Genomic DNA, 14,162 nt, shown 5'->3' with positions numbered 1-14,162 from the left:
CTTGCTTTTTTTCATTCCTGGGCTTATTGCACATTACTCCTGTCTGGTATGAGCACAGGTCAAAGACCTCCCTCCGTGTTCAAATGAAGGGAGCTCCTCACCCAATATTTTTTCAGTTCGTTTTTTTGCAAAAATAAAAATTTCGGCTACCCCATTCTCCCCCACTGAAATCGCCCCACAATCTTCTGGTCGCCGCACGACGTCCATGTGAACTGATGCTCACATTGATCAAAGTCGCTGGCGGTATGGCCCGTTCACTTCTATTTATAACCTCGACCTTCGGTTTTGATTGGGTACTCCACGAGGCAAGTCCCCAAGCCTGAGATGTTCAGGCGCTTCCTGCTTATCACGAGTAGACATCGCGCAGTAACAATCAGCAACCATTCAATGAACTGGATATTCCATTTCGAATATTCCACGAGGCAGTGTGCATGACTAAAACATTTTCTTCTTCGCTTGTATTGGCTTCCGTTATTACTTTGACCGCCTGTGGCGGAGGAGGTGGTGGCTCCGCTCCGGGCGCAGATGGGGGTGCCGGCAAGCCTGGCGGTCCTGTCGGCGCCGGTCTGGCTCTTTATGTGGCGGACCAGGATGTGGACGAAAAATATGAGATGTATGGCTATGACGGCAAAAGCGGATCAGTCAGCAAACTGAATGCTTCGTTGGATCATTGTGGCGTACTGACAGCGATTAGCTGGGCACCGGATAAGTCACGTATCGTGTTTTCCGGTGAGCAGGAGGTCAGCGGGGTGAACGAGCTGTTCAGCGTGCGGCCGGACGGCAGCGGCCTGGTGAACATCAGTGGCGGTCTCATCCCCGGTGGAGCGGTTGACCAGTTTACTGTTTCCCCCGACAGCAAGCGTGTGGCCTTCATCGCCGACCGCGACAAGGACGGTGTCGATGAAGCCTTTGTGGTGAACCTGGACGGCACGGGCCTTACAAAAGTAAATGCCCCGCTGGCATCCGGTGGCAACGTCGACTTCATCGCCTGGTCGCCGGACGGATCGCGCCTGGTCTATCGCGCCGATCAGGACACCGACGATGTCTACGAGCTTTACTCAGTTGCGGCAGACGGATCCGGCAGTCAGAAGTTGAACGGCGCTCTGGTTTCGGGGGGCGATGTAACCGGTATTCAGTGGTCTGCCGACGGCAATTACGTGGTTTATCGGGCGGATCAGGCCAGTGATGACAGCTTTCAGCTTTTCAGCGTCAGCGCAGACGGCTCTCGTCGTACCGCGATCACGCCGGACGGAAGCTCGGTTGGCGATCGCTGGGAAGTGGCCCCGACAGGCGGCAAGGTAGCCTACGAAGTGGGTGAGCGCGCGGTCTACACGGTCGCTCTGGATGGAAGCGGTAATATCAAAGTGAACGGCGATCTGCCCGAGGGCGGTAAAGTCGCAAGCTGGCAATGGGCTCCCGATGCCTCACGACTGAGTTATGTAGCTGACCAGTTTACCGCCGGCTCATTCGACCTCTATACCGTTACAGCGGACGGTGGGGATCACCAGGTTGTGAGCGATTCTCTTGCGGACGGCGGCAGCTTCCAGTCGGTCAAATGGGCGCCGGATGCCTCACGGGTCTTTTACACAGCTGAGCAGAACCAGGTGGGAATGAACGAACTGTTCAGCGCGAAGCCCGATGGTTCAGGTCTGGTGCAATTGAGCGGAAGCTTCGTGAAGGGCGGATCCATTGCCAACGCAGATGCCTGGGAAGTGTCCCCCAATGGTCGGCGCGTGGCATATCTTGCTGACCAGGAAATGGATGGAAAGGTTGAACTGTACGTGGCATCAGCCGATGGCTCCAAGCCGGTTACTAAACTCAATGGTGCGCTGGTTGCTGAAGGAAATGTACAGTCCTTCAGTTGGTCCGAGGACAGCAAGAGTGTCCTCTATCAGGCGGATCAGCAACGTAACGACGTTCTGGAACTCTATGGTGTGGCTGTGGACAGCCGGCAGGGCAGCAAAATCAGCCAGAATCTGGTCCCGGGTGGCAGCGTTGTCTCCTTCACCTGGATCACAGCCTCCTGATTATCCGCTTATCCGCGCGAAATGACGAAAAGGCCCTCAGGGGCCTTTTTTTTTGCAAGGCGAAAATCCCGGGCGAATATCACCTTTTCCCCCTCCAGAGCCGTGGCGAACAAGCGCATTTCCCGAACCTGCTCCAGATTCAGGGTTCGAGACGCGGGCCCGCCCCTGATTTCGTCCAGATCAATATTGAATTCATTCCACCCGGGCATGACCTGAACGAGCCGGTTGTAACGATCCTGGTATTGCCAGCGGGCCGGCCCTGATTCATGGCGGGCATCATGAACCCGCACCGTCATGGCAATGGGTCGCGGCTGCGGGTTATACAGCCTGAACCTCAGGGCAGCGTAGCCCGTCCAGTTCCCGGGTAACCGGGTCAGCGCCACCCCCGAGAAGGTGCCTGTATTGAGGCTGATCTTCAGAGCGGGGCCGTCCGTCCCGGCGGGAGGATCGGAGAGCTCCAGATTACTGTTCACGGGCGTCCAGCTTCGCAGGTCGTAGTGCGTGTCCAGGTTCGCCAGAGCCGGCAACAATTGGTTGAGGCGATGCTGGGACAATCCCGCTCCCACGACGAGGAACACCTCAAAGGCCAGTATGGAGCCGACTGCGATGCGTCCCAGCCAGGCCGCACCAGTGCCGCGCTGGAGCCAGCACAGCGTAAGCCAGCAGCCGGTGATATTGCGCAGCACGTCGTGCCCGCTGGCGGATCGGCCCACCTGCGCCTGAATCGCTTCCACGGCGATACTGACCAACAGCGTCACTGCCGTGATTCCGAGCCATCGCGCCGGTCTATCCAGAGGGAAGCGCAAACTGACGGTGAACGTCACAAGCGCGAAGAACGGAATATGACCGAGATTCACCACGGCGCGCCCCAGTTCGGTGGACATCCATTGCGGGCCGCTGATAAAAAACAGGGGCAAAATGGCAATGGCGACACTGACCAGTAGGGCTGTGATAGCCGCGCGAGGCTTGAGGGGCCCCTGAACGACTGTGGGGGTGATTGCTGTCACTGAGAATTCCTTTCGGTGGCGTCAGGCCGCTTCGGACGAGGGCGGTCTGCGACTGCATCGTGTCGGGAGCCCCGGTTGGGCCCCGGTAAACAGATCGGATCCGGCAAGGTCCGGTGTTCTTATGGTCGGTGGTGCTCAGTGCGCCGCGTGGCAGGCAAACCGTTCTGGAGCACAAACAGCACAAACCATTCAGCACAAACCGGTCAGCACAAACCGTTCCAGGTGCTCTGCCTTCTCCAGGGCCGGAAGGTGACGGGCTTTGGGGAGGGTTTCCTGAAAAAATTGCAAATGGGAGGTCGCACAAGACCGGGAGACGAGCGGCAGGAGCAGCAGTGTACGGTGGGACCGGACAGCATATTTCAGTACAATTAAGGTTCATGAAATTGACGGACAATTCCAATGACTGACTTCAAAATCGCCCCTTCCATCCTGGCCGCTGATTTTGCCCGACTGGGTGAGGAGTGCGCGGCAGTTCTGGAGGCCGGCGCGGACATGATCCATTTCGACGTCATGGACAATCACTACGTACCGAACCTGACCATCGGCCCGGTGGTCTGCAAGGCACTGCGCAACTATGGGATCTCGGCCGAGATCGACGTGCACTTGATGGTGGACCCGGTGGATGACCTGATCGGCAGCTTCGCCGAAGCGGGAGCCGATTACATCACCTTCCATCCCGATGCCTCGCGGCATGTAGATCGCTCTCTGCAGCTGATTCGAGCGGCCGGTTGCAAGGCGGGGCTGGTTTTAAATCCGGCGGTCGGCCTGGAGACTATCAAACACGTGCTGCCGGAGCTGGACATGCTGCTGCTAATGTCGGTAAATCCAGGGTTTGGAGGGCAAAGCTTCATTCCCTACACTCTGGACAAACTCCGCGAAGCCCGTGAGCTGATCGATAAAACGGGCAAGAATATACGCCTGGAGATCGATGGCGGAATCAAGGCCGAGAACATTCGCAGTGTGGCGGAAGCAGGGGCCGACACTTTTGTCGCCGGCACGGCGATCTTCGCGGCTGATGATTACGCCCAATCCGTCGGCGCGCTCCGCGCAGAGCTGAACAAGGTAAAATAGCGGCGAGAGTTCCCCGGGCGCCAGTCACGTGTCCCGGCGCAAAAATGTTAACCACGCCTGATCGTCTGGTTGGCAGGAATTGCGGGCGGCTGCTCAATTTCAATTTCTCCTATCCCTCCGGCGCCACATCGCGGCGCCGTTGTCTTTTCTTCACGGAACACAAACACAGCAATTCAGTCTGCACTGTTGCACTGGCCGCTTCGTTGTGAGCTTTGAGAGCCCGGACACAATGCCGGACGCTAAGCCTGGCTCAGGCTGTGGGATCCTCGACCCGATCGATGGACAAGGCAGAGGCGGCTTCGATACACAAAAATCAAGGAGCGAAAGTATGTGCATTGAATCCACTGTGCGTCAGATCGGTATGATTTCAACTGTTGTATTGATGGGCCTGCTGGTTGGTTGCGGCGGCGGTTCCGGTAGTGATCGGGCGCCCGCTAACTCGGGCGACCAACAACCGTCCACAGGTGACGATGGCGGATCCGGCGGCGCAGGTGGAGACGGAGGTTCCGGCGACTCGAACGATGTGATCGACGGCACCCCGGTGAGCCTGTATTTCTCCGATGCGCCAGTAAACGACGCCGCCAAGGTTGTTATTTCCGTGGACCGAATTACCTTCGAGTCACAGGACGGCCGGAACATTGTGGTCGATACTTTCACCAGCCCGGAGCTGGGAATTGAGGATGCGGAAATATTCCAGCTGGATCTGTTGGAAGTGCAGGGTACTGCCAAGCGGATGGTCATCGACCAGGTTAATCTCCCGCCGGGTAGTTACACGGGGATGCGCATTCTCGTTCGCGATGGCGATGTCAACGAGTCGTATGTGGAACAACTGAGCACCGGTGAGATGGTTTGGGTGGAAGTCACGGCACACGAACTCGTGTTGCCGGCCTTCACCATTCCGGATACGGACCAGCACGATCTGGTGGTTGAGTTCAGCCTCCGCCAATCGCTCGACTTCAATTCCGCCGGCGATCACTACATTCTGAAATCGGTGGGCCTCAGGGTGGTGCCGGACAACGCGGCTGCGACCCTGCGTGGTCAGGTGGACCTGAACGCAATCCGTGAGTTTGAGGCCTGTGCGGAGCAGACTGACCCCGCCGCCAGCACTGCCGCCTATCTTTACCAGGGACATGGCCACGATCCGGCGGATCTGGGTGATGTGTTCATCCGCGAGGGGGAGCCCGGCGCTCATTCAGCCTACGATCCCAACGTGCCTGAGCGGATAATCGCTCCCCACGCAGTAGCCGGTGTGGATGAGGAAGGCAACTATGTCTTGCCTTACCTGCGCGGCGGCGACTACACCCTCGCGATCGCCTGTCAGGTGAATTACGACGACCCAGTGATTTACGAGGGCTTCGGCGTGCCTCTGGCGGCCTCGGAGCGCGTGGAGCTCAGCTTGTCAGACGCGGAGGAGGCCCGGTGTGATTTTCCGCTGAACGACGGCGCTTGTGCCGACAGCGCCACAGAGTGAACCTCCCACCTGATCGTTCCCACTGCGGTCCCGGGTCGAGGAGTCGATCCGGGCCGTACTTGAGGCATCTGCCTTCCCTTTCCTGAACTCAATCACAGCAATCCCTTCTGCAAGGCTCTACATTGGCGCTTTGAGGGCAGCGCCGACTGCCGAAGATTTCCATTAGAAGGAGTACACGGTATGGGCAATCCATTTTCGTCCAGACAGCTCGCCTTGTGCACGGTATTGGCTGCTGGCGGCGTGCTTGTTGGGTGCGGCAGTGATTCGGGCAGCGACGAGCCCCCCATGACGGAGGTCAGTATCGGATTTTCGGATGCACCGGTGGAGGATGCCGCCAAGGTGGTGATTTCCGTCGATAAAATGGTCTTCCAGCCAGAGAGTGGCGACGACATCGTGGTCGATCGTTTTACCAGCCAGGAACTGGGCATTGAAGACGCGGAAACCTTTCAGATCGATCTGCTTCAGTTTCAGGGGACCGACAGTCGCCTGGTGGTTGATTCGGTTACTCTGCCCGTCGGTGAATACCGGAACTTGCGTATCCATGTGTTGGACGAGGATGTGAATGAGTCTTTTGTGGAGGAAGTCAGCACTGGCGAGATGAAGCCCATCAAGGTTCCCAGCGATCAACTGAAGCTGGGCTCGTTTACGGTGGCGTCCACGGACACGCAGAGCTTTGTTGTCGAGTTCGGTCTGCGCCAGTCGCTGGTTCATAACCCCACCCCGGAGAGGTACATTCTCAAGCCCCGCGGGATTCGCATCGTGGAGAAGGATACTGCTTCGACCTTGTCGGGCGCTGTGGACCTGGCCGCACTCCATGGTCCTGGCAGCTGTGCAGACAAGCTGGACCCGAGCAAGGGCAACGTTGCCTATCTATACGAGGGTCACGATCTGGACCCCGCAACCCTGGGAGACGTGTTCATCCGCAGGGACGACCAAAGCGGCACGAACCCCGGAGACTTCGATCCGGACGTCCCGAACGATGTGCTTGCGCCTCATGCGGTGGCTGCCGTGGACGAGGACGGTGAGTACCTGTTCTCCTACCTGTTCAGCGGTGACTACACCCTGGCATTGTCCTGCCTGGCGGACAACGATGATCCGGTGATATTTGATGGCATTCGGATACCGGCTCCGGAGACCGAGTTGATTGAGATTACTCTCGGCCTGGAAGAAGACCTGAACTGTGACTTTCCGCTGGCAGAGGGGGGCTGCTCAACCGCGGCTGACTGACGCCCCGTGGCCCGGATCGCTGCGCGGCATCCGGGCCAGCAGTTCAGCGAGCAACCCTCGCAGGCCCAGCGGGTGTTGATGCTGTCTGAACGCTCAATTATCTTGCGTGAAGCACGCATTTCGCCCCTCCGGGCCGCCTTGGCAACGTTTTTCCGTCGTCCGCTGGCCAAAACCGCTCCCCGCGTTTAAACTGTCTTGCGATGACTGGAACGGCCAGCGGCTGCGGTACTCCTCCGGGGAGGCCATTGCCCACCGTCCCGGGGACGTTCTGCGACAAGGCGTCCACAAAAAAGATACCAAGGGTAAGGTAAAACCCCCGTGATCGCGACGAACTCCTACATTCTCCCCCCTTCCTCTGCGTGGCGCTGGCGACGCTAAGTCCCCCGTGGGAACCCCCTGCGGAGCTTCCCCACAGCGTGAACGCATCCCCCGATGCGCTTCGAACAAACAAGCAAAGATTCGCATAATGCAGGACATTGCTCCTCGCAATTGATCCCGAGGAAGGGCCATGAACAACAATCATTTCAATCAGCTTGCAAGTCAGGGTTACAACCGTATTCCGCTGGTGCGCGAAGTGCTCGCCGACCTGGAAACTCCGGTTTCCAGCTATCTGAAACTGGCTCGCGGACCTTACTCCTACCTCTTTGAATCCGTGCAGGGGGGCGAAAAATGGGGCCGTTACTCCATGATCGGCCTGCCTGCGCGCACGGTGCTCAAGGCCTTCGGTGAGCAAGTGATCATCGAGGAGGACGGCAAGGTCGTGGAAGAGCATCAACTCAGCGACCCGCTCAGCTTCGTCTCCGAGTATCAGGCTCGATACAGGGTGGCGGAAGTTGCCAATCTGCCCATGTTCAACGGTGGATTGGTGGGGTACTTCGGTTACGACTGCGTTCGCTACGTTGAACCACGGCTCAAGGCAAGCCAGCCCAAGGATGTCATCGGAACGCCGGATATTCTGCTCATGGTGTCGGACGAGGTGCTGGTGTTCGACAATTTCGCAGGCAAGCTGAGCATCGTGGTCCATGTGGACCCGGCGCAGAACGAGGCCCTGGCCCGGGGCGAAGCCCGTCTGGACGCTCTGGAAGCGCGCCTGCGCACGGCGGAGCCGGCAACCCGCCCCATGAAACTGGCACCTGATTCGGAGGCCGCGTCGGAACAGAATTTCCGCTCTCATTATGGCCAGGAACGCTACGAAGCCGCGGTGGAAAAGATCAAGTCCTACGCCCTCGCGGGTGACATCATGCAGGTGGTGCCCTCCCAGCGGCTGTCGATTCCCTTCACCGCCGACCCCCTCAATCTCTATCGCGCCCTGCGTTGCCTCAATCCCTCTCCGTACATGTATTTTCTGGATCTTGGGGACCACCATGTGGTGGGTTCAAGTCCGGAGATTCTCGCCCGGCTGGAGAACGGTGAGGTAACCGTGCGGCCCATCGCCGGCACCCGCCGTCGGGGTCGCACGCCGGAAGAAGACCTGGCCATGGAGCGGGAACTGGTGGCGGACCCGAAGGAAATCGCCGAACACCTGATGCTGATCGATCTGGGCCGCAACGACGTGGGACGGGTGGCGGAAATCGGCAGCGTGGAAGTGACGGAAAAGATGGTGGTGGAGCGTTACTCCCATGTGATGCACATTACCTCCAATGTGACCGGGCGCATCAAGCCGGGGACGGGCCCAATGGACGTGCTGCGGGCGACCTTGCCGGCAGGTACTCTTTCAGGTGCCCCCAAGATACGGGCAATGGAAATCATCGACGAGCTGGAGTCCGAAAAGCGCGGCGTCTACGGCGGCGCCGTGGGATACCTCTCCTGGAACGGCAACATGGACACCGCCATAGCCATACGCACCGCCGTGATCAAGGACCAGGTGCTGTACGCACAGGCGGGCGGTGGCGTGGTTGCCGATTCCGTTCCTGCCCTGGAATGGAAGGAAACCATGAACAAGGCCCGCGCGCTGTTTCGCGCGGTCGACATGGTGCAATGAGGGGACCGACATGCTTTTGATGATCGACAATTACGATTCCTTTACCTACAACGTCGTGCAATACCTCGGAGAGCTGAAGGCCGAGGTGAAAGTGATCCGCAATGATCAGTTGAGCCTGGAAGAAATTATTGCTCTGGATCCCGCACGTCTGGTGATTTCTCCCGGTCCGTGCACCCCTAATGAAGCGGGCGTGTCCGTTGAGGCGATCAAGACATTCGCCGGCAGGATTCCGATCCTGGGGATCTGTTTGGGCCACCAGAGCATCGGGCAGGCCTTCGGCGGCAAGGTGGTGCGTGCCCGTGAAGTGATGCACGGAAAAACCTCGCCGATTCACCACGAGGGCGCAGGTGTATTTCACGGCCTGGACAATCCTTTTGAAGCGACCCGGTATCACTCGCTGATACTGGAAAAGGAAACCTTGCCGGAGTGCCTGGAAGTCACCGCCTGGACCGAGAAAAACGGCGAGGTCGATGAGATCATGGGAGTGCGGCATCGGGACCTCCAGATCGAGGGGGTACAGTTTCACCCTGAGTCGATCCTTACCCAGCACGGCCACCAGTTGTTGCAGAACTTTCTGAAATCCTGACCTGGAAGGGAAGGACGGGAAAAAGACGCTCCAGCAAGCGATTCCAACACAGACCATTGTGAGGCGAATGTGAACATCCAACAGGCTATTACCCGCGTTGTGAACCGGGAGCACCTGAGCACCGAAGAAATGATCTCGGTGACGCGGCAGATCATGACAGGCGAAGCAAGCCCCGCGCAGATCGGCGGCTTTCTGGTTGCGCTGCGCATGAAAAGTGAAACCGTGGACGAAATCACCGGGGCCGCAATGGTCATGCGGGAACTGGCAACGAAGGTGGTCATCGACGCGCCGAATATGGTGGACACCTGTGGAACGGGTGGCGATGAAGCGCGCCTGTTCAACGTCTCTACGGCCTCCGCCTTTGTGGTGGCCGCTGCGGGCGGACACGTCGCCAAACACGGCAATCGTTCGGTGACCAGTTCCACCGGTAGTGCCGACCTCCTGGAGGCCGCCGGCATCAATCTGGAAATCAGTCCGGAGCAGGTGGCGCGCTGTATCCGTGAAGTGGGCGTTGGTTTCATGTTCGCAGTATCCCATCATGGCGCGATGAAGCACGCGATTGGACCCCGCAAGGAGCTGGGGCTGCGCACCGTATTCAACATCCTCGGGCCGATCACCAATCCGGCGGACGTGAAGCGTCAGGTCATCGGAGTTTTCAACAAGAACCTCTGCGCCCCGATGGCGGAAGTGTTGGAGCGCCTGGGCAGCGATCATGTCATGGTGGTCTGTTCGCGGGAGGGGCTCGACGAATTCTCCCTGGCGGGCCCCACTCACGTGGCCGAACTCAAGGGAGGCGAGATTCGCGAGTATGAGATTTCGCCGGAGGAGCTGGATCTCGAGGTGCAGACTCTGAAGGGTCTTGCAGTGGAAGGGCCGGAGCAGTCCCTCGAGCTCATTGAAGATGCCCTTGGCAAGCGCCGCGGCCCGTTTGGACAGAAAGCCGCGGACATGATCGCCCTGAACGCCGGCGCGGCCATTTATGTCAGCGGTATCGCCGCCAGTTTTGCCGATGGCGTCGCCATGGCCCAGGATGCCATTGGCAGCGGCCTGGCCCTTGGCAAGCTCGCCGAATTGCGCGAGTTTACCGCCTGTTTTGCCTGAGTGGGCCATCGGCAGCCGGGGTTTGCTGCCCATGTCCGCAAACCCTCCACTTCGAATCAAGAACTTAGGCGGGATTCGCGAGCTTAATCTTCACGTCGGGCCTGTCGGTCCGTTGAAAAAACAGCCAGCGGGTTTTACGCCTTCCACCAGATGAGTGACCCAGTGACAAAAGCACCCACAATCCTGACCAAAATTCTGAACCGCAAAGCGGAGGAGGTGGCTGAGCGCCAGGCGCAGACCCCTGTTCAGCAACTCAAGGATCTGATTGCCGATCAGCCCGAACCTCGCGGATTCATTCGGAGCATCGAAACCAAGCTGGCGAACGATCAGGCTGCGGTCATTGCGGAAATCAAGAAGGCCTCGCCGAGCAAGGGCGTCATCCGCGAAGATTTCTTTCCGGCGGAAATCGCCCGCAGCTACGAAAAAGGGAATGCCGCCTGTCTGTCGGTGCTGACTGATGTGGATTTTTTCCAGGGATCCGACAGCTTCATCCGGGAGGTGAAAACGGCAAGCAAGCTCCCGGTCCTGCGCAAGGACTTCATCATCGATGACTATCAGGTCTACGAATCACTGGCAATCGGGGCAGACTGCATCCTTCTCATCGTTGCGGCCCTGGAGCAGGAGAAAATGCGGGACCTGAACGCGCTTGCTCTGGCCTTGGGGCTGGACGTTCTGGTCGAAGTTCACGACGCGGAAGAACTTGAGAGGGCCCTGGATCTGCCCAACCGGCTGATTGGCATCAACAACCGAAGCCTCAAGACTTTTGTTACCTCCCTGGAAACGACGTTCAGCCTGCTGGACAAGGTGCCCAATGACCGTATAGTGGTCACCGAGAGCGGCATTCACACCACCGACCATGTGGCAGCCATGCGTGGCCACAATGTGCACACCTTCCTGGTGGGTGAAGCCTTGATGAAGGCGGAAGATCCGGGGCTGCGGCTGGTCGAGCTATTCGGCTGAAGGCCGGTGGGCCGGCAGGCTGCATGTCTCCCGGGCACGCCATCGTTCGACAAACAAAGTGGACTATAACGATGAAGAAACCCATTTCTGCAGTATTGTTGATATCAGCCCTGGGGCTCGCCGCGTGCGGGCCGGCACCGCAGGGAGCGGAGGCGGCGGACGCTTCCGGGCCAACAGAGGATGAGGCCCGAGAGTTTCTGAAGGACGCCGAGGAGCAGTTGGCCCGTCTGGGTGAAGAGCTGTCTCACGCCTCGTGGGTTGCCAGTACCTATATCAATTACGACAGCCTCTGGCTCGAATCCCTCGCCAGCCAGAGATTCACTGAACTGTCCGTAGAGCTGGCCAACGAAGCGGCGCGCTTCAACGACCTGGATCTGGACCCGGCCGACCGCCGTAAGATGAGCGCCCTCAAGCAGGTGCTGGTGATTCCGGCGCCCCAGGATTCCGCCAAGGCTCAGGAGCTGGCGGAGATCGGCTCCCAGATGAATGCCATGTACGGTGCCGGGGAGTATTGCCGGCAGACGGATCAGGGCGAGGAATGCCTCACCGGTGACAAGCTCGAAAACATTATGAGCACCAGCCGCGATCCGGACGAGTTGAAGGAAGTCTGGGTGGGCTGGCGCGAGGTCTCCCCGCCCATGAAGCCCCTCTACGAGCGCCAGGTGGAAATCGGCAACGAAGGGGCGCAGGCACTTGGCTACGACAATCTGAGCGTGTTCTGGCGCTCCAAGTACGATATGGACCCGGATGAGTTTGCCGCCGACGCCGACCGCCAGTGGCAGGAGGTGAAACCCTTCTACGACGCACTGCACTGCCATGTCCGGGCAGAGCTGAACGAGCACTATGGCGATGAGGTGGTGCCGGCCACCGGGCCCATTCCCGCTCACGTTCTGGGTAACCAGTGGGCGCAGCAGTGGGGCAACATCTACGACCTTGTGAAGCCCGAGAACACGGATCTCGGCTATGACCTGGATGCGCTGGTGAAGGAAAAGATCACCGACGAGGTCCACATGGTGAAGGTGGCGGAAAACTTCTTCACCTCACTCGGCTTCGAGCCCCTCCCGGAGACCTTTTTCGAGCGCTCCATGTTCGTGGAACCGACGGACCACAAAGCCGTGTGCCATGCCAGCGCCTGGAATATGGACGGCAAGGACGATCTGCGTATCAAGATGTGCATCGACAAGACCGCAGAAGACTTCGAGACCGTTCACCATGAGCTGGGCCACAATTTCTATCAGCGTGCCTATAACCACCAGCCCGTTCTGTTTCAGGGCAGCGCCAATGACGGCTTCCACGAAGCGACCGGCGATACCATCTCGCTTTCCGTGACTCCCAAGTATCTGGTGGACCTCGGATGGCTCGAAGAAGAACCGGGCGAAGAGGGCGACCTGGGCTATCTGATGAAAATGGCCCTGGACAAGATCGCCTTTCTGCCGTGGGGGCTGATGGTCGATAAGTGGCGCTGGCAGGTTTTCAACGGCGAAGTGACGCCCGAGCAATACAACCAGGCCTGGTGGGAACTCCGTCGCGATTACCAAGGCCTTGTGCCACCTGTGGAGCGCAGCGAAGCGGACTTCGATCCCGGCGCCAAGTACCACATTCCGGGCAACACGCCCTACATGCGCTACTTCCTGGCGTTCATCCAGCAGTTCCAGTTCCACCGCGCCCTCTGCGAAACGGCAGGACACGATGGCCCTCTGCATCGCTGTTCGATCTATGGCAATGAGGAGGCGGGCGCCAAACTCCAGGCCATGCTGGAAATGGGTGCGAGCCGACCCTGGCAGGACGCCATGGAAGCCATCACCGGCCAGCGGGAGCTGGACTCTTCCGCCATCATCGATTACTTCGCGCCGCTGAAAACGTGGCTGGATGAGCAAAACCAGGGCCGTCAATGCGGCTGGTAAGTCCAGCCACGCCTTGAGTACAAGGCTGTACCGATGGGCCGAACTGGAAGGTTCGGCCCATCGGTCCCCGAACGGCCGTATTTCCCAGGCGTTCCGAGTCTTCCCGGATCCTATCGCCGCCAGGGTTTCAGGGGCGGAAGAGGTCCTGAATCCGTTTGCGATGACGGGGAGGGGTTTCGAGAACGCGTGAATCCATCCCTGGAGCTCCCTCACGGCTTCCCTGCCGTGAGGGTCTCGAAACCCCTCCCCGCCACCGCAAACTCCCTTCGCAGTGCGGCTTACCACCCCAATGGAAGTGAAACTCAACTAAACAATCCGAACGTGGCCTGGGCCCTCACTCAAGGCTCGACAATCTCCGGCGAGCACGATGTGAGTTCGGGGTCGGGTCGGACCTTTCGAAACCCTGGCGGCATGGATGCCGCGAGGGAGCTACATGGATGTATTAACCGCGATTTCGAAAGGTCCGACCCGATCTCGAACGGGTTCAGAACCCCAGGGCTTCGAAATCCAGGCTTCAAGCGTGAGTTCTTAACCCGTTTGCGATGGCGGGGAGGGGTTTCGAGAACGCGTGAATCCATCCCTGGAGCTCCCTCACGGCATCCCTGCCGTGAGGGTCTCTTAAACCCCTCCCCGCCACCGCAAACTCCCTTCGCAGTGCGGCTTACCACCCGGTGAGAATGAAACCTCGGCAAGAGCTCTGAACGCCCCTCCGGCAAGGGCCCTCACTTGTGGCTCAACAATCTTTCGGCGGGCACGATGTGAGTTCGGGGTCGGGTCGGACCTTTCGAAACCCTGGCGGCATGGATGCCGCGAGGGAGCTACATGGA

10 protein-coding genes are annotated in these 14,162 nt (G+C 59.1%); 9 read left to right on the top strand and 1 reads right to left on the bottom strand.

Going from position 1 to position 14,162, the window contains the following annotated elements; translation table 11 throughout:
* Window positions 1-431 precede the first annotated feature (431 nt).
* Window positions 432-2,027: a hypothetical protein gene (locus ACURWW_RS13255; RefSeq protein ID WP_445616931.1), complete on the top strand. Its 1,596-nt coding sequence runs from the start codon at window positions 432-434 to the stop codon at window positions 2,025-2,027.
* Window positions 2,028-2,035: 8 nt separating this feature from the next.
* Here the strand turns inward: ACURWW_RS13255 and ACURWW_RS13250 are convergent, their stop codons facing one another.
* Window positions 2,036-3,034 carry a hypothetical protein gene (locus ACURWW_RS13250; RefSeq protein ID WP_445616930.1) on the bottom strand — a complete coding sequence of 333 codons (999 nt, stop codon included), beginning with the start codon at window positions 3,032-3,034 and terminating at the stop codon, window positions 2,036-2,038.
* A 399-nt stretch (window positions 3,035-3,433) separates the two neighbouring features.
* On the opposite strand from ACURWW_RS13250, the gene rpe reads away from it, so the two are divergent.
* From rpe to ACURWW_RS13210, 8 genes are all read left to right on the top strand, one after another.
* Window positions 3,434-4,105, top strand: a complete 672-nt coding sequence (rpe, locus tag ACURWW_RS13245; protein WP_445616929.1) for a ribulose-phosphate 3-epimerase — start codon at window positions 3,434-3,436, stop codon at window positions 4,103-4,105.
* A gap of 328 nt (window positions 4,106-4,433) precedes the next feature.
* Window positions 4,434-5,576 (top strand): DUF4382 domain-containing protein, encoded by a 1,143-nt coding sequence (locus ACURWW_RS13240; RefSeq protein ID WP_445616928.1) that lies wholly within the window; start codon window positions 4,434-4,436, stop codon window positions 5,574-5,576.
* A 180-nt stretch (window positions 5,577-5,756) separates the two neighbouring features.
* Window positions 5,757-6,803: a DUF4382 domain-containing protein gene (locus ACURWW_RS13235; RefSeq protein ID WP_445616927.1), complete on the top strand. Its 1,047-nt coding sequence runs from the start codon at window positions 5,757-5,759 to the stop codon at window positions 6,801-6,803.
* Window positions 6,804-7,311: 508 nt separating this feature from the next.
* Complete coding sequence (gene trpE / locus ACURWW_RS13230; protein ID WP_445616926.1) at window positions 7,312-8,784, top strand: anthranilate synthase component I; 1,473 nt, start codon at window positions 7,312-7,314, stop codon at window positions 8,782-8,784.
* Between the two features lie 10 nt (window positions 8,785-8,794).
* On the top strand, window positions 8,795-9,370 hold the full coding sequence (locus ACURWW_RS13225) for an anthranilate synthase component II (protein WP_445616925.1): 576 nt from the start codon (window positions 8,795-8,797) through the stop codon (window positions 9,368-9,370).
* A gap of 69 nt (window positions 9,371-9,439) precedes the next feature.
* On the top strand, window positions 9,440-10,471 hold the full coding sequence (gene trpD, locus ACURWW_RS13220; RefSeq protein ID WP_445616924.1) for an anthranilate phosphoribosyltransferase: 1,032 nt from the start codon (window positions 9,440-9,442) through the stop codon (window positions 10,469-10,471).
* 150 nt (window positions 10,472-10,621) lie between these two features.
* Entirely contained in the window at window positions 10,622-11,431 is an 810-nt protein-coding gene (gene trpC / locus ACURWW_RS13215) for an indole-3-glycerol phosphate synthase TrpC (RefSeq protein WP_445616923.1), read from the top strand.
* 71 nt (window positions 11,432-11,502) lie between these two features.
* Window positions 11,503-13,335 carry a M2 family metallopeptidase gene (locus tag ACURWW_RS13210; RefSeq protein ID WP_445616922.1) on the top strand — a complete coding sequence of 611 codons (1,833 nt, stop codon included), beginning with the start codon at window positions 11,503-11,505 and terminating at the stop codon, window positions 13,333-13,335.
* The last annotated feature ends 827 nt before the right edge of the window (window positions 13,336-14,162 follow it).

The organism is Gilvimarinus sp. F26214L (assembly GCF_054401055.1).
This window is presented reverse-complemented; position numbering and strand designations above follow the sequence as displayed.